At 55.2% G+C, this 25020-nt stretch carries 24 protein-coding genes and 1 pseudogene; 15 read left to right on the forward strand and 10 right to left on the reverse strand.

Going from position 1 to position 25020, the window contains the following annotated elements; all coding sequences use genetic code 11:
- From ACETWG_02700 to rnc, 13 genes are all read left to right on the forward strand, one after another.
- The coding region (locus tag ACETWG_02700) for a succinate--CoA ligase subunit alpha (GenBank protein MFB0515498.1) at nucleotides 1-253 on the forward strand (253 nt) is incomplete at its 5' end.
- Nucleotides 254-285: 32 nt separating this feature from the next.
- A complete protein-coding gene (gene ndk, locus ACETWG_02705) occupies nucleotides 286-711 on the forward strand; it encodes a nucleoside-diphosphate kinase (GenBank protein MFB0515499.1) in 426 nt (141 codons plus the stop codon).
- Between the two features lie 21 nt (nucleotides 712-732).
- On the forward strand, nucleotides 733-1539 hold the full coding sequence (locus ACETWG_02710) for an SPOR domain-containing protein (protein MFB0515500.1): 807 nt from the start codon (nucleotides 733-735) through the stop codon (nucleotides 1537-1539).
- Nucleotides 1540-1587: 48 nt separating this feature from the next.
- The gene (locus ACETWG_02715) at nucleotides 1588-2787 is read left to right on the forward strand and encodes a hypothetical protein (protein MFB0515501.1); all 1200 of its coding nucleotides are present in this window, start codon (nucleotides 1588-1590) and stop codon (nucleotides 2785-2787) included.
- 184 nt (nucleotides 2788-2971) lie between these two features.
- Entirely contained in the window at nucleotides 2972-3484 is a 513-nt protein-coding gene (locus tag ACETWG_02720) for a DUF177 domain-containing protein (GenBank protein ID MFB0515502.1), read from the forward strand.
- A 10-nt stretch (nucleotides 3485-3494) separates the two neighbouring features.
- Nucleotides 3495-3677 carry a 50S ribosomal protein L32 gene (gene rpmF, locus ACETWG_02725; GenBank protein ID MFB0515503.1) on the forward strand — a complete coding sequence of 61 codons (183 nt, stop codon included), beginning with the start codon at nucleotides 3495-3497 and terminating at the stop codon, nucleotides 3675-3677.
- 15 nt (nucleotides 3678-3692) lie between these two features.
- On the forward strand, nucleotides 3693-4154 hold the full coding sequence (locus ACETWG_02730; GenBank protein MFB0515504.1) for a hypothetical protein: 462 nt from the start codon (nucleotides 3693-3695) through the stop codon (nucleotides 4152-4154).
- Nucleotides 4135-5145: a beta-ketoacyl-ACP synthase III gene (locus ACETWG_02735; protein ID MFB0515505.1), complete on the forward strand. Its 1011-nt coding sequence runs from the start codon at nucleotides 4135-4137 to the stop codon at nucleotides 5143-5145. The genes ACETWG_02730 and ACETWG_02735 overlap by 20 nt, the downstream gene beginning before the upstream one ends.
- A 2-nt stretch (nucleotides 5146-5147) precedes the next feature.
- A complete protein-coding gene (gene fabD / locus ACETWG_02740; protein ID MFB0515506.1) occupies nucleotides 5148-6077 on the forward strand; it encodes an ACP S-malonyltransferase in 930 nt (309 codons plus the stop codon).
- Nucleotides 6058-6801, forward strand: coding sequence for a 3-oxoacyl-[acyl-carrier-protein] reductase (gene fabG / locus ACETWG_02745; protein MFB0515507.1), 744 nt, complete (start codon nucleotides 6058-6060; stop codon nucleotides 6799-6801). Before fabD ends, fabG begins: the two co-directional genes overlap by 20 nt.
- 13 nt (nucleotides 6802-6814) lie before the next feature.
- Nucleotides 6815-7051, forward strand: coding sequence for an acyl carrier protein (acpP, locus tag ACETWG_02750; GenBank protein ID MFB0515508.1), 237 nt, complete (start codon nucleotides 6815-6817; stop codon nucleotides 7049-7051).
- Between the two features lie 21 nt (nucleotides 7052-7072).
- Nucleotides 7073-8308, forward strand: coding sequence for a beta-ketoacyl-ACP synthase II (gene fabF, locus ACETWG_02755; GenBank protein MFB0515509.1), 1236 nt, complete (start codon nucleotides 7073-7075; stop codon nucleotides 8306-8308).
- 4 nt (nucleotides 8309-8312) lie between these two features.
- Complete coding sequence (gene rnc, locus ACETWG_02760) at nucleotides 8313-9035, forward strand: ribonuclease III (GenBank protein MFB0515510.1); 723 nt, start codon at nucleotides 8313-8315, stop codon at nucleotides 9033-9035.
- 8 nt (nucleotides 9036-9043) lie between these two features.
- Here the strand turns inward: rnc and ACETWG_02765 are convergent, their stop codons facing one another.
- From ACETWG_02765 to murQ, 7 genes and pseudogenes are all read right to left on the reverse strand, one after another.
- Nucleotides 9044-9628, reverse strand: a complete 585-nt coding sequence (locus ACETWG_02765; GenBank protein ID MFB0515511.1) for a bifunctional nuclease domain-containing protein — start codon at nucleotides 9626-9628, stop codon at nucleotides 9044-9046.
- Between the two features lie 50 nt (nucleotides 9629-9678).
- A complete protein-coding gene (locus ACETWG_02770; GenBank protein MFB0515512.1) occupies nucleotides 9679-10752 on the reverse strand; it encodes a bifunctional phosphoglucose/phosphomannose isomerase in 1074 nt (357 codons plus the stop codon).
- 8 nt (nucleotides 10753-10760) lie between these two features.
- Nucleotides 10761-12896, reverse strand: a pseudogene (locus tag ACETWG_02775) (S9 family peptidase).
- 90 nt (nucleotides 12897-12986) lie between these two features.
- Complete coding sequence (locus ACETWG_02780; protein MFB0515513.1) at nucleotides 12987-13946, reverse strand: polyprenyl synthetase family protein; 960 nt, start codon at nucleotides 13944-13946, stop codon at nucleotides 12987-12989.
- Entirely contained in the window at nucleotides 13943-15301 is a 1359-nt protein-coding gene (locus ACETWG_02785; protein MFB0515514.1) for a phosphomannomutase/phosphoglucomutase, read from the reverse strand. The genes ACETWG_02780 and ACETWG_02785 overlap by 4 nt, the downstream gene beginning before the upstream one ends.
- Before the next feature lie 9 nt (nucleotides 15302-15310).
- The gene (locus ACETWG_02790; GenBank protein ID MFB0515515.1) at nucleotides 15311-16423 is read right to left on the reverse strand and encodes an anhydro-N-acetylmuramic acid kinase; all 1113 of its coding nucleotides are present in this window, start codon (nucleotides 16421-16423) and stop codon (nucleotides 15311-15313) included.
- Between the two features lie 3 nt (nucleotides 16424-16426).
- Entirely contained in the window at nucleotides 16427-17338 is a 912-nt protein-coding gene (gene murQ / locus ACETWG_02795) for an N-acetylmuramic acid 6-phosphate etherase (protein MFB0515516.1), read from the reverse strand.
- Nucleotides 17339-17563: 225 nt separating this feature from the next.
- On the opposite strand from murQ, the gene ACETWG_02800 reads away from it, so the two are divergent.
- Nucleotides 17564-18805 carry a hemolysin family protein gene (locus ACETWG_02800; protein ID MFB0515517.1) on the forward strand — a complete coding sequence of 414 codons (1242 nt, stop codon included), beginning with the start codon at nucleotides 17564-17566 and terminating at the stop codon, nucleotides 18803-18805.
- Here the strand turns inward: ACETWG_02800 and ACETWG_02805 are convergent.
- Nucleotides 18788-20707, reverse strand: coding sequence for a Na+/H+ antiporter NhaC family protein (locus ACETWG_02805; protein ID MFB0515518.1), 1920 nt, complete (start codon nucleotides 20705-20707; stop codon nucleotides 18788-18790). The genes ACETWG_02800 and ACETWG_02805 overlap by 18 nt on opposite strands.
- Before the next feature lie 123 nt (nucleotides 20708-20830).
- Here ACETWG_02805 and ACETWG_02810 point away from each other — a divergent pair, with 123 nt between their 5' ends.
- Nucleotides 20831-21943, forward strand: coding sequence for an LptF/LptG family permease (locus ACETWG_02810; GenBank protein ID MFB0515519.1), 1113 nt, complete (start codon nucleotides 20831-20833; stop codon nucleotides 21941-21943).
- A gap of 31 nt (nucleotides 21944-21974) precedes the next feature.
- Here the strand turns inward: ACETWG_02810 and ACETWG_02815 are convergent, their stop codons facing one another.
- Nucleotides 21975-23378, reverse strand: coding sequence for a DUF5723 family protein (locus ACETWG_02815; GenBank protein MFB0515520.1), 1404 nt, complete (start codon nucleotides 23376-23378; stop codon nucleotides 21975-21977).
- Nucleotides 23375-25020, reverse strand: a 1646-nt coding sequence (locus ACETWG_02820) for a hypothetical protein (protein ID MFB0515521.1), incomplete at its 5' end; no start/stop codon positions are given. The genes ACETWG_02820 and ACETWG_02815, both read right to left, overlap by 4 nt.

A 25020-nucleotide genomic window follows, 5' to 3' on the forward strand; every position in this document is an offset into this window, starting at 1 on the left:
TGGTGAGATCGGTGGCACTGCCGAGGAAGAGGCCGCGGCCTGGATCGAGGAGACCGGTTTTGCCAAGCCGGTAGTGGCTTTCGTTGCCGGGCGGACAGCTCCCCCGGGCCGACGCATGGGCCACGCCGGGGCCATTATCTCCGGGGGGCAGGGCACCGCCCAGAGCAAGATGGAGGCCCTGCAGGCGGCCGGAATCCAGGTCTGCGATAGTCCGGCCACAATTGGAGCAACGGTCAAACAGGCTATAGCCTAACATCTCGGCACACCTTCGACGCGAGGATAGAGTTGGTAAACAGGACGCTCGCCATCATCAAACCAGATGCCATGGCTGCCCGGCAGCTGGGGAAAATCATTGATCGCATCCTGCAGGCGGGATTCCAAATACGTGCCGCCCGGATCATCAAAATGACCAAACCGCAGGCGGAAAGCTTCTATGAGATCCATCGCAGCCAGCCATTCTTTAAAGAACTCACCACGTTCATGTCTTCGGCCCCGTGTATGGTTATTGTGCTGGCGAAGGAGAATGCCGTGGAAGAATTCCGGACGCTTATCGGTGCCACCGACCCGGTCCAGGCCACAACCGGTACTATTCGCAAAGATTTCGCCACCAGTGTGGGAGAAAATGCCATTCACGGCTCGGACTCGGATGAAAATGCTGAGAAAGAGGTTGCATTTTTTTTCGCCGCTGGGGATATTCTGAGTAACCTCTAACATCAAAGGGGAGATATCGTGATGTGCCGCTTCAAGGTCCTAGCCCTATTGGCGCTCCTTAGCTGGTTTGGCTGCCAATACTTGCCGTGGGGCAAGAAAGAATACAAGCCGATCTTCGTCGGTGAGCCGGAGACGATAATCGTTGAGCCCCCGGAGGATGCCTTCGATGTCAGCTACCGCTGGAGCATACTCGACCTACCTGATGAAAGTCTACTGGTCCCGGACTTCTCATCCTATTCTAATATCTTCACCTTCACTCCCGATGTTGTGGGGGATTATGCCTTTGCCGTAACGGTGGTTTCGTACGGGGAAGATGTTTCAGATCACAAGTTCTACTTCACGGCTATGGAAGACACGTCTGTGATCCCCCGGGAGGCACCCAGGGCTGAAGCCCCTCCGGCGGCCGAGCCTACCGCACGCCCGCCCACTGCACCGGAGACCGCAGCCGCCCGGCCCGAGCGCGTTACCACCACTGCGGCACCGACCCCAAAACCAGAACCCGCTCCACCCAAAAGCGTGACGCGGGCTAAGCCCCCGGAGAAAAAATATCGCAGCGACATTATCAAGGGCCATTTCACCGTGCAGGTGAGCAGCTGGAAAACCGCCAAACAAGCGCAGAAAGTCATGCAGCAGGTGACCGACCGGGGCTACGACGCTTATATCCAGCGGGTGTGGCTCGAGGATCGGAACGAAGTCTGGTGGCGCGTTCGCATCGGCGACTTTACCTCGATTCAAGCAGCGCGAGCAATGCAACAAGAGATCAACGCTGTCTACCCCGGTGCCTGGGTAGACAACGTACGCAAAGAAGATATAGACCAGCAACAGTAACGCCTAGCTTTTAGCTACCAATCACCTTAAACGAGGAGAGGCCTGGCCGTGTTTGAGCCTGAAAAGCTGCACTTTAATTTTATCGATTTGCTGGGGGCCCCGCGGAGGGCATTGAAAGGGAAAAAAATCTGGACCCATCTGATGGGCCTGATAGTGGGCTATCCAGTCTACGCTATCCTCACCTACCTCGCTTTCTGGATCGATGGCCAGTCACTCGCCGCCACCTGGGATCGGTTCGGCCTTTATCCCTTCTTCATAATAAATAGCAGCCAGCTTTCCAGCATCACCGCCTGGGTTGTCTATGCGGTAGGGGTCCTGTTCTGGCTGCTGGCAACCTTGCTGGCTGCCACAGTAGTCGCCCGCATCACTTATAAAGAGCTCAAGGGAGATCCGTTTTACACTATCAGCAACGGCGTCGCCTTCACCAAGCGGCACTGGCGCACCGTGATCTTCTCACCCGTGGCCGTTGTCCTGATAATATTATTCTTTATGGCTATTGCGGTAATTATGGCCCTTATTGGAAAAATCCCCTTCTTCGGAGAGCTGGTTTTTGTAGGGTTCTATCCGCTGTATTTCGCAGGAGCCATTTTCGTCCTCTACACCGTAGTAGTACTGGCGGTACTGATCTGGTATCTGCCCGCCGTTCTGGCCCTCTGGGAGGAGGATGCCATAGGCAGTACCTTTCAGGCCTATGCCATTGCCTGGAACCAGGCCTGGCGGGTGGTGATCTATTCCACCCTTGTGGCCGCCCTGGCCGCAGTGAGCACGTTTCTCTATGGTTGCGTCATTACCGCCGGGTATCACTTTATTAATTGGATTTTCGGTGCCTCCTGGCTGATGGCAGCCAAACTGGGGCCCATCATTGCCTGGGCCGAGAAAATCGTCTTTTCAGGCTACTGCAATATCTTCTATTACATCCCAGGACAAGGTGCCTGGCTCTCGCCGTTAGCGGCCGGAATCAATCTGGCAGACGTAAGCGGGTGGCAGGCCTTTATTGGCAGCATTCTAGCCGTTATTCTTCTGCTCATTTACGGCTCGGTGTTCGCTTATGGTCTGTCCGTCATCAGCGTCGGACAGAGCCTTTCCTTCCTTATTTTTAAGCTGAAAACGGACGATGAGAACCTTCTGGAACGGAAGGATGAAGAGGACCTGGAGGCGGAAGCAGAAGAGAAAGTCGAGAGCGGTGTTGAGGCCGGTGAAGAAGCCCCTTCACAAAACGAGGAGGATCAAGGAACCGCTGAGCTTTAGAGCTCAATCCGGGAAGGGGCGCTCCGGGTATTATTTGCCCGCAGGCCCGGCTGAATCGGGTAGGGGCATCGGCGCTCAATGATTGGGGCGCGATTACTAAGAAAGGGCCAGGATTATCAGGATAATGTAAAAAGCACTGAATGCGTATTGTTCTCCAATTGATTCAATTTTAATTTAACCATTTATGAAAATTTTCCGAGGCGACCTTCATCGTTTCGAAGGACCCCAGCTTTTTCAAGTAACTCTTTTGGACATTGATATCCACAATCTGGGGAACCCCGAGACTCCTGTTGAAGTAGAGCTGGTCGCTTATCAGGAAGGAGAAGACTATTTACTCAACGGAGTAGTTCGATCTGATCTGACCCTAACTTGTGACCGCTGTCTCGGTCCGGCATCCTATTCAGTTGAAGGCAAGTTTGATGTCCGGTTGGTTTCGGAGATACGTCCTGATCTGGATGCCGACGAGGATGATATCCTGGTTTGGCCACTCCATCAGCAGGAGTTGGATTTGTCAGGGGTGATCGCCCAAACGGTCTATCTCGAGATCCCCCAGAAGGTGTTATGTCGGGAAGATTGCAGGGGGCTGTGCCCTTCCTGTGGTGCCGATTTGAATCGACAGCCTTGCGGGTGCGTGACCGAAGAGATAGATGAACGTTGGTCACCACTCCTGGCCATCAAACAAAAGTTGAAGAAATGAGTGAGTTATTATGGCTCATCCGAAGCGTAAACAATCGCACAGCCGCTCCGCGAAGCGGCGCACGCACTGGAAACTGACCGCCCCTCAGGTCGCAACCTGTCCTCAATGCGGGCAACCAAAATTACCACACCGTGCATGCGCCAACTGTGGCTACTACCGGGGGCGACCGCTGATTTCAACCAAACAGTCCTAGCACCTACTGAATACCATGCGCATCGCGCTTGACGCCATGGGCAGGGATCACGCCGCGGAACAGATGGTCAAAGGGGCCGGTGATTATCTGCACCGAACCCCCAACGAAGAGACAAAGGTCATCCTGGTCGGTTTTGGGGGCAATATTCTCCTGAAGTTTGTCGACGGTATGGTTCTGCAGGTGGCCGATAGGACCAGGGATAAATTAGCGCAGCATCCCGGCTCCCAGCTAGCACTGCCTCTGGAGCGTCCCTCTTTTAGAGACCGGGACCAAGAATTGGATTACGAAGAACACCGGGGCTCACCTATTCCAGGGGCTGTAGTTGTCTACCACGGCACCACCAGTGCCCGGGCCATTAATAACGCCACCAGGACATTCAACCCTTGCGTTACCGAGAACCTGATTGCCTGCATTCAAAAGGGCATAATTGCTTACCCTGACATTTGTGAGGAGCGGCATGTCATTACCTCCGCATAGAACCGCAAAAATCACCGCCCTCGGCAGCTACCTGCCCGAGCGAATTCTGACCAATTACGACCTCGAAAAGATGGTGGATACCACCGACGAGTGGATTCGTAGCCGAACCGGCATCGCAGAACGGCACCTCGTGGGTGAGGGCGAGGCCACCTCTCACATGGCCACCAGAGCCGCCCAGGAAATCCTTCACAACCGGCAGCTTGATCCCAAGGAAATTGACTGCATCATTGTCGCGACGGTCACTCCGGACATGTTTTTCCCTGCCACCGCCTGTCTGGTACAGAACAACCTGGGTGCCAGTCGGGCCTGGGGCTTTGACCTCTCAGCGGCCTGCTCCGGCTTTCTATTCGCGCTGGATGCCGGAGCCCGAATGATCGAATCAGGACACTACACTAAGGTGCTGGTTATTGGTGCCGACACCATGAGCTCCATTGTTGACTATACCGACCGGGCTACGTGCGTTCTGTTTGGCGACGGCGCAGGTGCCGTCCTCCTGGAGCCATGTGAAGCCGGAGACGAAGGCATTCTGGATACAATCCTGCGATGCGATGGCTCGGGTGCCGGGTACCTGTATATGGAAGGCGGCGGCAGTCTCTGCCCACCGACAGCAGAATCCGTCGCTAGCAAAAAACATTTTCTCTATCAGGATGGCCGGGCGGTGTACAAGTACGCCGTTAAATTGATGACAGACGTCACCGTAGAGATAGCCGAACGCAACGGCCTTGCCAATAAAGACATCCAGCTGTTTATCCCCCACCAGGCCAATAAACGCATCGTTGACGCCAGTGCTGACCGACTGGGACTGAGCGAGGATCAGGTCCTCTCCAACATTGACCGCTACGCCAACACCACCGCGGCTACGATTCCCCTGGGTATGGTCGATGCTGTCGCAGAGGGTCGACTCAAACCTGGAGATAATGTAATTCTCGCGGCCTTTGGCGCGGGTTTCACCTGGGGCGGAATCTACCTGCGCTGGAGCGAGGTCGTCTGACAGTGGCGGTTTTTCTTTTCCCGGGCCAGGGCAGCCAGCAAGTAGGTATGGGACGCGACCTATACGACAATTATCCCCAGGTCCAGGAACTATACGACACAGCTGTGACTGTCCTGGGCTTTGACCTCCGTCGGGTCTCTTTTGAGGGTCCCGAGGAGCAGCTGCGCGAGACCCAGATCACTCAACCGGCCCTGTTCGTACATAGCATGGCAGTAGATTTGCTCCTGAAAAAATGGGGGACATATCCGGAAGCTACCGCCGGTCACAGCCTGGGAGAGTATTCAGCTATAGTGTCAGCGGGAGCCATGGACTTTGCCGATGCCCTGCAGGTGGTCAAGGTACGGGGGGAGGAGATGTCTCGGGCTGGGGAGAAGGCCCCCGGGGCCATGGCGGCACTCATGGGTGCCACCGAAGAACAGGTCCAGGAAATTTGTGAGCGCGCTAGTTCCGCTGGCGTACTCGTACCGGCTAATCTAAATAGTCCCGCTCAGGTGGTCCTTTCCGGCAACCGGAAAGCGATAGATAAGGCGGTTGAAGTGGCTCGGGCAATGGGCCTGCATCGGATCATCAAACTCAAGGTCTCGGGGGCATTCCACTCCCCCCTCATGACCCCGGCCCGGCCGGCCCTGGAAGCGGTTTTGGCGCGGGTGCAGGTTCGCGATGCACGAGTGCCTGTGTATCAAAATGTCTCCGCCAGAGCAGTCCAGGCCGCCAAAGAGATCAAAACGAACCTGCTGCTCCAGCTGGAGAGCCCCGTGCGCTGGGAAGCGACGATCCGTCAGCTGTGGACCGACGGTTTTATTGAATTTTATGAAGTAGGGGCTGGAAAAATCTTGCAAGGATTAAATCGCAGAATCGTACCTGAATCATTAACATTAAGCTTAAACTCAGCCGAAGATATTTCGCAGATCCATGTTCCAACTGCAGGATAAGGTAGCTGTTGTAACCGGCGCCTCCCGCGGCATTGGTCGGGCCATCAGTCTGGCCCTTGCAGAGGCTGGCGCGGCTGTAGCGCTCCTCAGCCGCTCAGTAGACGCCCTTCAGGAAGTGCGCCGGGAAATCACCACCCATGGAGGCCAGGCCAGTATCCACCCCTGTGATATCCGGGACGCGGAAACAGTCGCTAAGGTTTTCAAAGAGATTGTCGACCAATATGGTTTGCTCCACATCCTGGTAAACAATGCCGGTGTGACCAAAGACAGCCTCATCTTGCGTATGAGTGGTGACGATTGGCAGGTTCCGATAGCCACAAACCTCACCGGGGCTTTCAACTGCATCAAAGCCGCCGTGCGGCCCATGATCAAACAGCGGTTCGGCCGAATCATCAACATAACATCGGTGGTGGGCATCACCGGTAACGCTGGCCAGGCTAACTACGCCGCTTCCAAGGCGGGATTGATCGGCCTGACCAAGTCAACGGCTAAGGAACTGGCCTCCCGCGGAATCACCGTCAACGCCATCGCACCGGGTTACATCACCACCGATATAACCGCCAATCTCTCTAAGGACATCAAGAAAAATTTGACCGAGTACATCCCCCTCGGTCGGTTAGGCAAGCCCGAAGATGTAGCTCCGGCTGTGGTCTTTCTGGCCAGTGATGAGGCCGGATACATCACCGGACAAACCTTGCTCGTTGATGGTGGGATGGTAATCTAACGGAGGCAATACAATGTCAAATACTTTGGAGAAGATTTCCGAGGTTATCGCCGACAAACTGGGAGTGGAGCCGGCTAAAATCACCCCCAACGCCAAATTCATCGATGATCTGGGCGCCGACTCCCTGGATACCGTGGAACTCATCATGCAGTTGGAAGATGAGTTCAATCTCGAAATCCCTGATGAAGAGGCCGAAAAACTCACCACCGTCGGCGCCGTTGTCGAATATATCGATAGCCACTCCCAGTAGCCGGGAACAGACTCAGACCCAATGCGGCGAATCGTCATCACCGGGATGGGAGCCGTCACTCCCATCGGCAATACAGTAGCCGAATTTGAAGCCGGCTTGTTCTCCGGCCGGAACGGGATCGCTCCTATCACCCGTTTTAATACCGATAGCTACCCGGTACACTTGGCCGGCGAAGTAAAAAACTTCGACGCCGCAGCATATCTGGAACCCCAATTGCTGCGCAAGATGGATCTTTTTACCATCTATGCCATGGTAGCGACGGAACAGGCCATCTCACAGTCTGGATTCTTGGGACACGCCGATCTGAACCGGGTAGGGGCCATTGTCGGATCCGGCATCGGCGGGATCCAAGTTCTGGAGCACTCCCATCGAATTCTAATGGAGGGTGGTCCCCGAAAGATCAGTCCCTTTTTTATTACTATGTTGATCGCGGATATCGCCGCTGGTCAGATCTCGATCCGCTATGGATTGAAGGGGCCGAACTACTGTGTGATGTCCGCCTGTGCCACGGCTTCCAATGCTATTGGCGATGCCTTCCGTCTACTAAAGTACGGCGACGCTGACATCATGGTAGCCGGTGGGTGCGAGTCTTCGATAACGCCACTCTCATTAGCCGGTTTCACCAGTATGAAAGCCCTGTCAACCACCGCGGATCCCGAAGCCGCCTGCCGCCCCTTCGATGCCCATCGGGATGGCTTCCTGATGAGTGAAGGAGCCGGGGTTATCATTTTAGAGGAGCTGCGCCATGCCGAACGGCGGAGAGCGCCGATCTTCGGGGAATTGGTCGGCTATGGTGCTACTGCCGACGCTTATCACATCACTGCCCCCGCCAAAGGGGGCGAAGGTGCCGCTCGCGCTATGAACCTGGCTATCATGGATGCCCAAATCCAACCCGGCAAAGTAGGTTATATCAATGCCCACGGCACTTCCACGCCCTACAACGATAAGAATGAAACTATAGCTATCAAAAACGTCTTCGGTGAATACGCCAAAAACAGCCTGATTGTCAGCTCCACCAAATCCATGACCGGGCACATGCTGGGAGCCGCAGGGGGCGTGGAAGCCATCGCTACCCTCCTCGCCCTCCAGCGACAGGAGGTCCCCCCAACAATTCACTACCGCACCCCTGATCCCGAGTGTGATCTAGACTATTCCCCTAATAGCCCCACCAAACACTCCTTTGAGTACGGCATGAGTAATACTTTCGGCTTCGGAGGCCATAACGCCGTCCTCCTCTTCAAGCGCTTCACTATTTAGCACTGTGAGATTATTCCGCCACCTGCTCGAGAATATCCAAAAGTCTCCGATAGGTAAAACCGGAGATCTCGAGCAGCAATTAGGTCACCATTTCAAAAATCCCCACCTTCTGGAGCAGGCTCTCACGCACCGCAGCGTTGCTGACAGTTCACACCGGAATTTCGAGCGACTGGAGTTTCTGGGTGATGCGGTACTGAGCCACGTGGTTTCCGCCCATCTGTATGCCACTTATCAGGCCGGATCCGAAGGCGAGCTCACCTTGAGACGCTCCGCACTTGTCAGCAAGCGATTCCTGGCGGACATCGGTGAGAAACTGAGCGTACACCGATTCCTGCAGGTCGATAGCGGCGTGCATTTAAGCGATGCCAAAGTACGGCGCAACCTGGTAGGTGATGCCATGGAAGCTTTGATTGGCGCCATCTATCTGGACGGCGGCATGACCGTGGCAGAACGGTTTATCCAGCGGGAATTACTAAAACGGGAGAAGGAGACCGCCGGATTCGTGAATCACAAGGGTCACCTTATTGAGCTCTGTCACCAGCGTGGCCTGGATAACCCCCGCTTCCAACTCCTCAAGACCAAGGGACCGGAGCACGACAAGAAATTTGTGGTACAGGTGAGGATCGGTACCCGCACGTTTGAAAGTGCGCAGGCCAATAATAAAAAAGCCGCTGAACAGGAAGCGGCGGGGCTGGCGCTGGGAATTCTGTTACAGGAGCTAAACTAAAACCTTACTCACTGCTTACTGGTTTCAGTCTGAATCTGCTTGATCTTATCGCGGATTTCCGCCGCTTTTTCATAATTCTCCTCCAGAACAGCCCGATCCAATTGTTCTTGGAGCCGCCTCAGGTGCTCTTCCACAGATCGAGAGCCAGCATCATCAGAAGATGCAGCCCGTACCGGTGGGGTGCGATGTTCCACCACTTCCTGAATCGAGGCCTCTTCCATGACGGCTTCGGAGGCGTAGATGGGAGCACCCACCCGCAGGGCTAAGGCAATGGCATCACTAGGACGGGCGTCGATATTGGTGGTTCCCATCTGACTTACCAGGCTAATTCTCGAATAGAAAGTTCCTTCCTGGAGCTCGGAAATCACAACCTCACTAACCTCCACGTTGAGGTCTTCCAGGATACTGCAAAACAGGTCGTGGGTCATGGGACGGGGCATCTGAACATCTTCCAGCGCCAGCGCAATGGATTGAGCCTCGAAACTGCCAACGATCACGGGGAGAAAGCGATCCCCAATCGACTCCTTGAGCAGAATCGCATACCCCTTACTCGGAGGATAAAATGATATCTTCTCTACCTGAACTTGGATCATATCAGAAGACAATATACCCCTTCGTCAAAACCTTGTCAAGAAAACCCTCGTCAGGTTCTACTCCCCTTCATCTCATTTTTGAGCTCTGTCAGAACCTCAATAACCGAAGGATCGTAACCGCGGAGCAGCGCTACCCAATAAGACAGCCAGTCAATCTGGTGGAGTAGCGAGAGGTTCCGCTGAATAAGGCTCTCTCCCCTTCCAGCTAAGATCCATTCCATGGGCTGGGAGGCCTGTGGCTGTTCTTTGGTACCCATCAGCCGCCTGCTCAGGTCCTGGCGCAGCTGAACCCTGGGATGGTCATCCTTGTCCGTCAACCAGATGACAAATGTATCTCCATGGTCCCTGATGCGATCAGTCAATCCAACGATTTCGTTGTGATTCTGTTCGGGCAGCACATGGTGGCTGGCAAAAAGCTTGCTGTTTTCGGCCAGCTGGCTTCTCAGTCGGATAGCCAGGCCTTCGGTAGTACCAGCCGCTCCGTAAATGACCGGCAACCGGTTCCCAATGAGCCGGGCTACTCCCAGCGGCTTGTTTTCAGGCTGCTCCGGATCACTCCAACATTCACCTTCAGCCCTCATGAGCTCCGCAGCAGCGGCCAGCTCATCCAGAACCGATGCCCCCAGCACTTGAAAAGCCACCAGTACGCGAACAACCGCTGCCAGGGAATACCCAATTGCTGCCCGCGGCTGGAGCCCAGCTGGAATCTGGACAAAATCCCATCCCGCATTGTGGGCCAAGCGGGCTAATTGACCGCCGCTGGCTATAGCCACCACCCGGCCGCCCCGTTCCGCCGCTTGTCCGGTGGCAGCCAGGGTTTCCTCCGTGTCACCGGAATAGGAAGAAGCCAGAACCAGTGTGCCAGGGCCGGTCCAATGGGGCACATCGTAATTCCGGATTACCATCATAGGGACTGCCGCAAACCGCTCTACCCAGATGCGCACTATATCTCCACCTATAGCCGAACCTCCCATACCCAGAAACAGAACCTGCTGCGGCAGCTCCACCGCCTGACCCGGCACCCAATCAGCATACGTATCCAGGATGTGGTTAATCTGCTGCGGACAGCCCTTGATGGCCGACCACATGTCCGCCTTGTCCAGCTCCTTGATCCGGTCCTTCATCGCTGCACTTATCTCCTTATTCCTAATACATCCAAAATAAAGGCATAATCAAAGGCCACCTCTTTCAGGTAATCATACCGGCCGGAAGCGCCGAAGTGGCCCTTACCCATCTCCGTCTTAAGCAGCAGACGGTTGTCATCCGTTTTGAGGGCTCTCAATTTGGCGGTCCATTTCGCCGGCTCCCAGTACTGCACCCGGGGATCATTCAGACCAGCCGTAATAAGTATATTGGGATACGCCTTGGCCTCCACGTTGTCGTAGGGTGAATAGGTCTTGATATAGTCATAGTACTCCCCCTCGTTCGGATTGCCCCATTCCTCATATTCGATAACCGTCAGTGGTATGCTGGCATCCAGCATGGTATTGAGGACATCGACGAACGGCACTTTAGCGATAACGACCTTGAAGAGGTCAGGTCTCATATTGTTTACGGCTCCCATAAGCAGCCCACCGGCACTGCCGCCGTAGATTACCAGTCGATCACTGGAGGTATAGCCATCGGCAATCAGCTGCTCGGCACAGGCAATAAAGTCGGTGAAGGTATTTTTATTATGGAGCTGTTTCTCCTCTACATACCACTAGCGACCCATTTCGTCCCCGCCCCTATTGTGGGCAATGGCATAAATAAAGCCTCGATCCAGCAGGCTCAGCCGGTTTGATGAGAAGGTAGGCTCCCGGCTGGATCCATAAGCCCCATAACCGTAAAGAAATAGCGCATTGGTGCCGTCCTTAACCATCCCTTTCCTGTACACCAGTGAGATGGGGATCATGGTGCCATCGGAGGCAGTGGCGCTGATTCGCTCCGACTGGTAATCAGCCGGATCATAGCCGCCGAGAACCTCGTACTGCTTGAGCAATTCCCGGGTCCTGGAATCCATGTCGTAGTCAAAAACCGATCTGGGGGTGACGAGAGAGGTGTAGTTGAAACGAAGAACGTTGGTATCGAACTCGGGATTCCTGTCAGCCCAGAAAGTGTAGACTGGTTCGGGGAATTCCACATAATGGGATTCCTGATCCGCAATACTGATGACCCGGATTTGCTTAAGCCCACCCTCGCGTTCGTAAACGACCAGATGATTCTTAAATGCGTCCAGGCCATCCACTTTCACCGCTTTGCGGTGGGGCAGTACTTCCTGCCAGTTTTCCTTGGCAGGACTTTTCACGGCAGCTTTGACAACCTTGAAATTTTTTGCCCCTTCATTGGTCAGGATATAAAAAGCGTCACCCAGGTGTTCGGCGTAATACTCCACTTCATGCTGCCGTGGGTGAATGACTTTGAACGCCCCCATCGGTTCGTCCGCTCGCAGGTAGCGGACTTCCGAGGTGACCATGCTCGCCAGGGTGATCAGGAAGAAGCCCTCGCTGCGTGATTTCGAAAAGTAAAGGTGAAAGGCCTCATCCTTTTCATGGTAGACCAATTCATCCTCCTGCGGATCGGAACCCAGCATATGTCTGAATACCTTATAGGGACGTTTCGCTTCATCCAGGGTGCTGTAGAAGATCGTCCGGTTGTCATTGGCCCACTCCACGGAGTAATAGGTGTTCTCGATTCTATCCGCGTGCAATTCACCGGTGTTCAGATCCTTCACACACAGGGAGAAGCTCTCCACGCCGGTGGTATCAATCGAATAAGCCAGCAGCTGATGGTCAGGGCTGACTCTATAAACACCCAGTGCCAGCTGTTCCCTGTCCTCAGCCAGCTCGTTCTGGTCCAGAAGGATCTCCTCAGGGGCGTCGATGCTGCCCTTCTTGCGGCAGTAGATGGGATACTGTTGCCCCTCTTCAGTACGAGTATAGTAATAGAAGTCGCCCTTTCTCTCCGGGACGGATAAGTCCGTTTCCTTAATCCTCCCCACCAGCTCTTTATAGAGCTTTTCCTGTAACCTCTTCGTCGGCTTCATTACCCGCTCGGTATATGTATTCTCCGCCTCCAGGTATTCGATCACAGCAGGATCATCTCTAAAGCGCAGCCAATGATAATTATCCATCCGGATATCACCAAACAGAGTGTCCGCTTCGGGGACCACTTTGGCAACCGGTGGAGCCACCTCGCTTTTGTCCGCACACCCGACCGTTAGTAGAAGGCCGAGGGATACTAAGCCAACCGCCTGAACGGGAACCAGATAAGGATGATGAGTTGACATTGAATAAACCCCTTCCCAGTTAATTGAAGTTTTAAGTAGTTTACTTCACGGCTTCATAAGCCTGAAAATCACCGCCGTTAATCCAGTCGACTAGCGATCTCGCCGCAGGATCATATCAGCAAAGGCTTGCAGGATCCCGCGGCCACCATCCAGGATCTCAAGCTGCTCCTTGGCCTGCTTAATGCTCCGGCGTATTGTCTCTTCAGCTTGATGACGGATACCCTGAGCCTCCATGATCCGGCGTATAGCGGCCAGTCCCCTTCTCAGGTCACCCCTGGCCATTTCCACCGCCTGATGCACCTGGTCGGGAACACTATTAAGGGCTGCAATCATAAGGTAGGTCTTCTTCTCAGCCAAAATGTCGCTGCCCAGGCTTTTCCCCATCGTGCCAGCATCGGAAAAAATCTCCAAGAGATCGTCCTGCACCTGGAATGCCCGTCCGAGCAGGCATCCATAACGTCTCAATCCGTCGATCTGCTCTTCACGGGCGGAAGCACAGATAGCCCCTAACTCGGCAGCCAGGCCCAGCATGTAACCGGTCTTCAGGTCGACCATCTGCAGGTACTCTTCCAGCGTTACCTTTGACCGGGTCTCAAATTCCTTGTCCAGGGCCTGCCCCTCACAGACCGCCAGAGCCCCCCTGGCAAAGGCAGTGGTCAGGGCTTCTATATTGTCAGGAGAGTGCCGCAGCTCCGCCAGGGCAATGATGAACAGGGCATCACCAGTCAGGACACCAACGCCATCATCCCACTTCGCGTGCACTGTCGCCTGGCCGTGGCGGGTATGGTCCTGGTCCATGATATCATCATGCACCAGGGTAAAGTTATGGAGAATCTCTACCGCCACGGCGGCATGGAGAGCATCCTCCTCCCTACCGCCGCAGGCCCGACTGGTGAGCAGGGTGAGTAGGGGCCGCAATCGCTTACCCTTACCGGCCAGGACATATTGCACCGGTTCAGCTAAAAGCCGCGGCCCCTGGGGATAGATCTCCCCCAACCGACCATTAATCTGCCGACGAAGAGCATCCAGGTTGGCAGAAGATAAGGTCATTCCAGCAGCTCGATCTTCCCCAGCGCCTGCAGTTTGGTCAGGACCAGGGACTTGATCTCCGCCAACCGCTGCGGTGTCCGGGCCTCAAAACGGCACACAATAACCGGCTGGGTGTTAGAGGCACGCACCAGCCCCCAGCCATCACCAAACCTGATCCGTACGCCATCGATGTCAATGCAGTCGTAGTGAGCCTTGAAATATGCCGCAGCCTTCCGGGCTATCTTGAATTTCTCATCGTCCGTGGGACATTCGAGACGCATCTCCGGTGTGCTGTGATAGGCGGGGACCTCGGCGGTCAGAGCCGACAAAGGCCTCTTATGACGGGACACCAGTCGGGCCAGGCGCAGGGAAGCGTAAATGGCGTCATCATAGCCAAAATACTCATCCGCAAAGAAGAGATGGCCACTCATTTCGCCGGCAAAGGTTACCTGTAACTCCCGCATCTTCTCTTTGATCAGGCTGTGCCCCGTCTTCCACATCACCGGCACGGCACCGCGGCGGGCAATCTCCTCCTCCAGAGCCTGAGAGCACTTCACGTCGAAGACAATGGCGCCCCCGGGGCGGGCTACCTCTTCCAGGAACAAGGCCATCAGAGTATCAGCCCAGATAATATGACCCTGCTCGTCCACTACGCCCAGCCGGTCGGCGTCACCATCATAGGCCACACCAAAATCGTAACCCCCCTTCTGCACCTCAGCAATCAAATCCTGTAGGTTCTTTACCTCAGTAGGGTCCGGGTGGTGATGGGGAAATCGGCCATCAACTGTGCAGTACAGCTCGGTGAGCTCTACACCCAGCTGCTTGAAGACTTCAGGCGCCACCAGGGATGCCGTGGCATCGCCGCAGTCCATAGCTACCCTGAGAGAACGGTCCAGCTTGATCTTATCGATTAATAAGTCCCTGTAAGGAGTAAGAATATCCTCCTCCCGCTTACGGCCCTCGCCAGATTCAAAGTCTGACCGTTCAATGAGCATCCGCAGTCCCTGGATTTGATCGCCGTACACGGCCCCTTTTCCATAGGACAACTTAAAGCCGTTGAACTCTGGCGGGTTGTGGCTGCCGGTGATTTGCACCGCCCCGTCCACCCCTAGATAGTACATGCTGAAATAGTTGGCGGGGGTTGGAATAATACCAATGTCTACCACTTCAACCCCGGTTTCCAGGAGCCCTCGGGCGAACCAATCCATAAGAACCGGCGTGGTAAGCCGCACGTCGCCGCTGAGAGCGACGGAGGTCCCGCCTTCCCGACGGACAAAGGTGCCGAACGCCCGGCCGAGGTCTTCCACTACGGGTTGCGGGAAATCCCGCTCCACCACACCGCGAATATCGTACTTACGAAAGATATAATCCTGCAAAACGCACCCCTATCTTGATGTGATTTGACCAAGCACCACCAGCTCCCGAGCACCGGTAACACCCGGCATGTTACTTGCCATCCCCTGGACGTGGGCCACTGCCAGAACCGCCATCAGGAACGCCTCCTTAAAATCCGGATCGATGCCCACTACCTGCGAGGTGACGACTTTCCAGGCGGGCAGCTCCGCCTCCAGATCAGCCATGAGCAGCGGATGATGGACTCCTCCACCACTGACAATCAAGGTGTCAACCGCGTCATAAAAGCTAACAAACCGGCGCATGTTATCGACGATAGATCTGGCGGTGAACCGCACCAGGCTCCGTAGTAAATCAGCCGGGGGGACGGAAAACCTGCCCACCAGCTGCTCCACCAGCTCCTGGCCGAACTCATCCCGTCCCGTCGACTTGGGCGGGCGACGGCGAACGAAAGGATGCGCCATGAGCTCAGCTAAAATCTCCTCCCTGATGGCCCCTTCAGCACTATAACGCCCATCCAGATCGGAGAAATGGCCAAACATCAATCCAGCCGCCTCGTCGATCAGCCCCATTCCCGGCCCGGTATCAAAGCCAATCACCTCCATCTGCTCCGCACCGCGGGCAACAGCCGAAATGTTCGCCACACCCCCTACGTTCAGGATAACCGTATCAGCGGGCCGGGAACGGCAAAGCAGCCAATCCAGAAAAGGCATCAGGGGGGCTCCATTCCCTCCGGCAGCCACATCAGCCTCACGAAAATTGGACACTACCGGCACATCTAGAATCGAACGCAGATGCGCTGCGGTGCCTACCTGCAAGGTATAGTTGCCGTCCCGGTGGGCTACCGTCTGCCCGTGGCAACCCACCAAGTCGACGGCACGTCCCTTCAGAAAATTCCCGGCGACTCTGGCATACGCCGCCCCTAAGCGAAAGTGCAAGGCGGCCACCTCATCCGCCGTACCGGTCAGGCTCTGCGCAATGGCCTTCCGCTCCTCCGCTTCAAACGGGATGGTCACGTTGTCTAGAATCTGGAACTCGAGCGTGCTGACAGAAAGGCTGATCCGGGCCAGACAGGCATCCACTCCATCCATGGACGTGCCTGACATCAGTCCCAGAACCGTCAGCGGCTGGCCTCGCCCCGTCATTTCTCAGTCCTGCCTCTCCAGAACCCGGCGAATGGAACCATCCTCTTCGCGAAGCCGCTTCCGGGATTCCTCCACTGATAATCCCCGCAGCCCCACAACCAGGGCCGTCTTCACCTCACCATCGGCCCTCTTCAGGAGCTCTAGGGCGTCCTCGTATGAGCGCTGGGTGATCTCCGAGATGATACGGGTACCGCGGTCCCACAACTTGGCGTTGAGCGCCTTCAAGTCCACCATCAGATTGCCGTAGGTCTTGTTGATCTGCACCATCGCGGTAGTGGTGATCATATTCAGCACCAGCTTGGTAGCGGTACCGGCTTTCATGCGGGTCGAGCCCGTGACCACCTCCGGACCCACCACTACGGGAATAATGACATCGGCTTGCCCACGGATGACATCCTCACTGGTACACACCAAAAATCCCGTATAGGCTCCAACTTCCCGGGCATAGGCCAGGGCCCCATGCACAAAGGGAGTCGTGGCACCGGTTGCGATTCCCAGTACACAGTCTTTCGCTGAGAGATCCACCTCTTTCAGGGCAGCTGCGCCCGTTTCCGGGTAATCCTCCGCCCCTTCCACAGACCGAGTTAGTGCGGGTAAACCACCAGCAATAATCCCCCTGACCAGCCCCAGCGGAACGGAAAAAGTCGGTGGACACTCCGAGGCATCCAGAACACCCAGCCGGCCACTGGTTCCGGCTCCCACGTAGATCAAATGCCCACCGGAACGGAAACTCTCCACCGCATGCTCCACAAACTCAGCGATGCGCGGCAGCACCTTATGCACCGCCCCCGGTACGATAGTATCCTCATCGTTGATCAACTTCAGAATCTCCATCACCGACATTCGATCCAACTCCTCCGACCGGGGATTGCGATGCTCGGTGATCAAATGACCGCGGCGCTTGGGGACTTCCATGGAATATTAAGGCTCTTCTTGCTTTTTAGCTCTAAGCAAGCTATAATATCATTATAGCTCAAATGAATCATAAATTTAAATAAGCAATACGCAAGTCCTTAAGAATATGTCGCCATCCGCCCCTACCTGAAGGTCCCTCTACAAGCCCCGTTCCACCGCTTCCGATACGTACCGCATCGGGAGGCTGACTGGTCCCACAAATCAGCTTCCTGGACTCATCAGATCATGCTTGAGCTGAGCCTCGCTCTCGTGGGTCTGGCGCTCTCGGCCTTTTTCTCCGGGTCGGAGCTGGCATTCATCACCGCTAACCACCTCCAGATGGAGGTCTGGTCCAAGCAGGCCCGGCGCGGTGCTGCTCTGGCCTTCCGGCTCCTGGGTAATCCGGACAGCTTCCTGGTCAGTGTGCTGGTAGGCACTACCCTGTCTAATGTCGTCGCAACCAGCTTTGCCACCACCTATCTGGTAAGGCACGGCTGGAATCCCGGTTTGGCTCTAATAATGATCACCGCGACGATCCTTCTCTTCGGCGAAGTGTTACCCAAGACCCTGTTCGGTGAACGACCCAACCATTTTCTCCGGATCGTAGCACCCTTTCACCACCTGCTACAATTCCTGTTTACACCAGTAATCATCCCCCTGCGCCGATTCAGTGGTTCCCTCAGATCACGCGACCAGTCCGAGACAGACATAAGGCGGGAAACTACCCTTGAACGCGAAGACCTGAAATTGCTGTTCGCCGGTCAGAAAGATGCCCGGGTATTGCAGGAGAGCGAGAAAGAACTTATCACCCAGGTCTTTGACTTAGGTGAAACCCCCGTCTCAAAAGCTATGACACCGCGAACCGAGATTTGCGCCGTCGCTGAGACCGACACCCTGAACAAAGTGGTACACACCTTCATCGAGTCGGGATACTCCAAGCTGCCCGTTTACCGGGATAATCTGGACAACGTCATTGGTGTGGTGTATCTGTACGACCTATTCAAGTCCCCCACGGATCTGGTCTCTATTGTTCGCCCGGTGACAATGATACCCGACTCCAATACTACCATCGATGTTCTCAAAGACCTTCAGCGTACCCACCGATCAATCGCAATCGTTCTAGATGAGTACGGTGGCACCGCCGGTCTGGTCACCCCGGAAGACCTCTTCGAAGAACTCTTCGGAGAATTCGAGGATGAATTCGACACCCAGATTACTGAGACCATGCTATTGCCCGATGGCTCTATACTGACCGATGGGAAAACAAAGGTGGAGGACCTGAACTACCGGTTTCAACTGAACATTCCGGAAGGGGAATATGAAACCATCGGTGGGTATCTGACCGCTGCCCTGGATCGCATCCCCCACAAAGGCGAACGCATTTATCTCCCTTTTGGTCAGGTCGTTATCAAGAAATCCACCCCCCAGCGGGTTGAACAGGTGCAAGTCTTTCCTCCGGGCAGCAAGACCTTAACCCCGGATCGCTAGCTCCTTCTCGGGGTCCCGTCCGAACCACCAGATCACCAGCGTCAACACCCCCAGCGAGAGCAGGTTACTGACATAAGGATTCATTCCGAATCCTGCCGGGATGTATCCCAGGGCCAGGGTTACACAGGCCACCAACAGACCATAGGGGAGCTGGGTACGCACGTGGTCGACATGGTCGGCGCCGGAGGCGATGGACGACATGACCGTCGTATCGGAAATGGGTGAACAATGGTCGCCGAAGATAGCACCGGAGAGAATCGCGCCGATGCTACCCAAAAAGATGGCCTGCTGGGAAGCTTCCGCCAACCCGGCGCCAGCTGGTATAATGTAGGCCAAAGGAATGACCAAGGGAATCAGTATCGCCATGGTTCCGAAAGAGGTACCTGTCGAGAAGCTGATCAGGGCCGCAATGACAAAGGTAATCCCCGGCAGCAAACGGGGATTAAGGATATCCTCAGTGAGGTGGAAGATGTAATCGGCCGTATGCAGATCGCTGGTGACCAGTTGTAGCGAGCGGGCGAGGGTGAGAATGATGATACCCACGATCATGGCCCGGAAACCGACAATGAAGGCATCCACCGTTTTGCCGATGGATAGAATCCGGCCTCCCACTGCCAGCAACCCAGCCATCAGCGTCCCACCGAAGGAGGCCCAGATGAGTACTACAAACGAGTTGGCGGCACCAATAATGTCCCGTAGGGTATGGACACCCTCCCCCAGAGCAGCCTTGCCATCCACATATAGGCCGACACCCAGCACTGCCACCATCGTGATGATGGGCAGGATGGCATTGTACCAGTGGCTCCTGACACCCTCAGGCGGCATAAGGTTAGCCAACTCCTGGTCAAGGAGTGGTTTAGCATCGTCCCGCAGGACTTTGCCCTCTCTCACGCTGCGGCTCTCAGCACGCAGCATAGACCCAAAATCGCGGCCTGAAAGAGCAATCACCAATACTACCAGGAGAGCCATGATCGAATAGAAGTTGTAGGGGATGGCGGCCAAAAACATCACATAAGCGTTATCCGTAATGCCCAGATCAGTGAAACTGCTGTCCAGAAGCCCGAGCTCAAAGCCGATCCAGGTGGAAGCTAAGGCAATGCTGGTAATGGGAGCGGCAGTGGAATCAACCAGATAGGACAACTTCTCCCGACTGATTTTCAGCTTGTCCGTAAAAGGACGCATGGTATTGCCCACGAGAAGGGTGTTGGAATAATCGTCGAAAAAGATGAGCATCCCCATCAGCCAGGTGGCTAGCTGCCCTCTGCGTCGGCTTCGGGCGCGGCGGCCCAGCGCCTGGACAATTCCGTGGGTGCCCCCACTGCGGGACACGATGCCTACCATCCCTCCCAGGGTCATGGTGAACAGAACGATACTCATGTGATCCGGGTCAGTGAGGGCCCGCAAAAAGTAGGTGTCCACCGTACGCAGGAAAGCAGTAGCAGGGTTGTAGCCGCCCAGCGTGAAGACGGCCCCTAGCCAAATACCACAGAATAGCGATAATAGCACCTGCTTGGTGATAAGGGCGAGGGCAATGGCCATAAGGGGCGGTAGGATACTAACCAATCCGGGCAAGGCGGTGACATTGGCCTCCGTAACACCGGAAGGGGTAATAACTTCCAGCCGCGATACGCCCAGGACCGGCACCACCACGCCGTGGATGCGGACCTGCTCACCATCCCATTCCACCGCGCCCTGAGTTAAAAGCGTACCCTCCAAGCGGACACGGACAGCCTCAGGTGGCAATCCCTTCGGATACTGGTCGAGGGTCAGGCCGGCAATAGTTATGGTGAAGGGTACATTTTGCAGGACAAAGTGGGGAGCCTGGACGGTAACCAGGTTCCCGCGACCAAAGAGAAACCCCGTCCCTAAGGCCAAACTAAAAAAGAGCCGGCCCAGTTTCATAATGGGTGCCAATTTATCAGATGGCAGTATCAATGCCAAGCCCTATGCCTAACTGTAGCTCATCAAAGCCCCTTGAAAATTTAAAAGGAGCAGACAATTGGTAGGTGCTGATATGCCCCGATTATGCGTATCTTTAAACCTATGTTCAAACTGCTGGACAGGTACATCATCTCGCGCTTCCTGAGCATCCTGTTGGGCGCGATGGTTGCCTTCATAACCGTCTTTCTCGTGGTAGATGTAGTCGAAAACCTGGACAAATTCATCGACGCCAAAATGCCGCGTCAAGCCGTCGTTACCTACTACCTCTACACCATCCCTTGGTTCGTCAGCCTCGCCCTGCCTATGGCCACCCTCCTGGCCACTTTCTTTTCCATGGGCCTGCTGAACAAACGCAACGAGATCACCGCTATGAAGGCTTCAGGCTTCAGCATCCGCCGCATAGGTGCTTCGCTCCTGGTAGTTGGCCTGCTCATCAGTACCGGATCATTTTTCTTCGATGACCTGCTGGTCTCGGAGGGAATGCGCCGCAAGGCCGATGTTCAAAGCGAATATCTCGCCCAGGAGTATCACAGGAAACACAAAGTCAAAAAGCAAAATATTTTCCTTCAACAATCACCCACCGAGCATATTGCCATTGACCGGTTCGATTACCGCAACCAGCAGGCACACGGAGTATATATCCAAAGGTATGCCCAGGGCCGCCTGGTGGAGCGCATGGACTTCCGCCTGCTGACGTGGGATGAGGAAGCCCAGCAGTGGCGCGGCACTGACTATCGTATCCGGGCTTTTGACACTACCACCGACACCGTTATGATAACCCACCAGGGCCAGGATACCCTACTATCTATGGCCATCAGACCCGTGGACATGATGAAAATGTCGGTGATACCGGAGGAAATGCGCTTCAGCGAGCTGCAGGACTTCGTGGCCCAGCTCATTCGCAACGGGATCGATCCCACCCGCTGGGAAGTGAATATGCACTTCAAGGTGGCCTTCTCCATGACCAGTTTCATCATGATCCTGTTCGGTCTACCGCTCAGTGTGGGCCGTCCGCGGGCTAGTCTGGCGTTTGGCGCCGGCATGAGTGTCTTCGTGATCTTCGGGTACTACGTAGCCATCAAGTTGGGCCAGTCCCTGGGTTTCAAGGGCATACTTGACCCGCTGCCTTCCGTATGGTTGCCCAATATCCTGTTCCTGACGGTGGGATTTTTCCTGTTGTGGCGGCTACGAAGCTGATCTCATCTGATGGCCGGGCGGTGTGCGCCCCTCAGCGAACCAGGGTGAGACCAATGGCCAGGCTGATCCCTTTGGTGGTGTGGAACCAAAGGCCGTTATGAAAGGCCAATGCTGCGTCGAACTGGAGGATCCCTTTATGAATACCGAATCCGAGCCCTAGCTGTTGATTATCCGGCCCGGCGTAGCGCACTCCCATGCGGATCGGGAAGCTGGGCTCGCTCAGGATCTCCACGCCCACAGCCAGCTGCCAACCCCGGGAAGCCCACAGACGGTCCTGAAAGCCGGTGACCAGATCCAGCGACACAATACCAAAGTTCTCAATACGCTTGGAAACGCCCATCCGGAACAGGGCCGGGTAATTGGTGACAAAGGGTTTGAGAATAATATCATCCAAATCCTCATCGGTAAGCGTATCAGACTGCACCAGCCCCGATTCCGTCTCCACTACCGGATAGCTCTCATTATGGAAGAGGCTGTCCAGCGGTGTATCCTGGAGCAATTCCTCGGCCGTTACCTGGTTGACCCGGTAGGTATAAAGAAAATACTCATTCTCCCGCCATGGCATGAGGCTTTGCAGGGCTCCACCGAAGAGGTCTTTGGTGAGGGAAGGTCCATGCCATCGTATGCTGCCCAAAGCATTAATGAGGGAAATACCAAGGCGATAGCCATTCACCTCCGCCGTGGCAAAGCCGATATCAAGGCCAAACCCGCTGCCCCCCACAGCCTGCCTGATCAGGTAGCGCCCCTCGCCCGTAAAACCGGTGGTATCCGTCAGGAAGTAGCCGCCACTGGAATCCTGATCTACATCAATATGGAATAGGCCTTGGAGGTACTTAAAGGTGAATCCGAAGGCCATCCCACCGGTTGGTACGGCGAAACTGAAACCCCACTCAGCCGTCCCCTGGAGCTCCTCATCCAGAGTCAGGTCGAGCGAGTCACCTACAATATTCCCCTTCATCAGCAGCTCGAAAAGCGCTTTAGGCAGGCCCAGGTCGCCGAATACGGCAATCTCGCTTGAAAAGGCCATGATACCCCGGGCCCAGTTGAGTCCGGGCGTAGGCAGGTACAGACCCGTCTTAATCCGCAAACCGTCATCAGGCAGATCATCGAGAAATTCCTGCTTGTTCACATAGTCACTGTGCAAAGTGTTCTCGAAATCAGCGCCATTGATCAGATTGTAGTTCACAATGGAAAGCAGGTTGTTCTGCAGGCTATACGTGAGTCCGCCCAGATTCATGCTGAAGTCTTTTGCGGAGAAGGCCAGCCTGGCCGGATTATAACCCACAGCGTGAATGCCCTCCGTCAGGCTGGTAGTGGCACCCGCCAGGCCTAAAGTCCGCGGATCAGGCGTCGGCCCCTGGGCCCACACCCATCCAAAGCAGGCGATAAGCACAAAAATACCTTTTTGCCACCACTCTTTTAAGCCTCGCCTCATCGCAAGCTACCGGACTCCATAACTTTGGGTATGACAGGCTTCGCTAACAATACCTCACCCAAAGGTTCCATTACAGTTACCAGAAAAGAAGCTTGCACCGGCTTAATGTCGTCATCGAGATAATCATCAGCAGTGATGACAATCTCGGCCGTTCCGAGACCAACGCCGATCACTAGCAGCACTTTCAGGATTTCACCCTCCATCCTGATCGTCCGGATGGTAGCCGTAGCAATGCCCTTATAGCTGCTGGTGGCAGTTAGATACAGGTCTTTGACTTCCTTCGTGGGATGACTGAACACCGTATCCAGCGCAACCCGGACCGTGTCCCCCAAGTCTATCATAACGTTGGGCAGGGCGGTAACGGTAATGTCGGATGGAACGGGCTCCTCCTCCGGTTCAAAGATATCACTGTCCAGATTGAAGGTTATGAATACCGCCATTCGAATCGAATTAGTGGATTGCATTGTCCGAGGGCCGGTCGTGCTCAGGAAGGTAATGAAGGGCTTAAGGTAGATGGTACGTTCCGAGGCAATCCACGTCACCCGTTCGGCATCCAGATCGATCACCTGGGTAGTATCTGCGGGCGTGATGACATGCCCCAGTGCATCTACCCCATGGGGATGTGGTATCGCCATCTCGAACAGCCGCCCGATCCAGAAAGCCGGTGCCGTGTCAGTGGGACTGGTGTAAAAATCGACCCGGCTGGCCCGGGTTGTCCGGGGATCGATAGCCTGGCCACCAGGGATCTCCTCCGGATAAAATACAATGTGGGAAATACCTGTGATACCATCAAGGGCCAGCACGCTGTCAATGTTATCATAAATGACGGTCTCACCCTCCCGCACAACGGTATCTGGAATGCCGGCGGCGATATCATCCAGCCGGTCCAGGGCCAGGGTAAACAGTGTGCTGTCAGAGGCCAGCATGGATATTTTGCCCCCGATGGGAAAATTGTTATCCACTCTGGAGGTGAGGCTGGCTGCGAGCAGTGCCTCTCTAATCTGGGTCCGGGTGTCCTCGTCCATCGGTTCCAGCGGAAGGGCATCCACCGGTATGAAGGATATTTCTTGGGGTAAGATAAAGGCAAACGGCGCGATCAGCTCGAACTCGCCCCATACAGACTTCCCTCCAGCCACGGTGCCCTCACCCTGGATGATTACTGAGCCCCCCACTTTAATGGTATCGGGGGCCAGATTAAGCACATCAACGATGGACTCGGCCGGATTGGCAACTACGCTGCTTGACCAGGCATCGGTTGTATCAGTGGACCCTTCAGGGAGCCAGTAGGTACGCTGATAATTCTTCCCTAAAATGATGATGGTTCGCGCCGTGTCTCCATTCACGGGGGAAGCACCAGGGTAGTTGATCGGCGCGTTAATGGGCACTCTCGCACTACCCAAGCGATCATTAATGCCTAGCAGCTCGAGATCCAGTACCACCGGTAAGTCGATCTCATTATACAGAAGCAGCTTGAGTGCCAGTCGGTCGAATTGGAAGCCCTCAAAGCCGGTAGGGATTTCGTCGATCGTAGTAGGCACGGTGGGAAACGAGAGGAAGAAATTGCCCGAGAGGTTTTCGAAGGCCAGCACCTGCCCGATGGCTATCGTGGCCTGGAAAGCACCCAGCGACGAGCCATCCAACT

The sequence above is a fragment of the Candidatus Neomarinimicrobiota bacterium genome, assembly GCA_041862535.1.
Taxonomy (GTDB): Bacteria; Fidelibacterota; Marinisomatia; order SCGC-AAA003-L08; family TS1B11.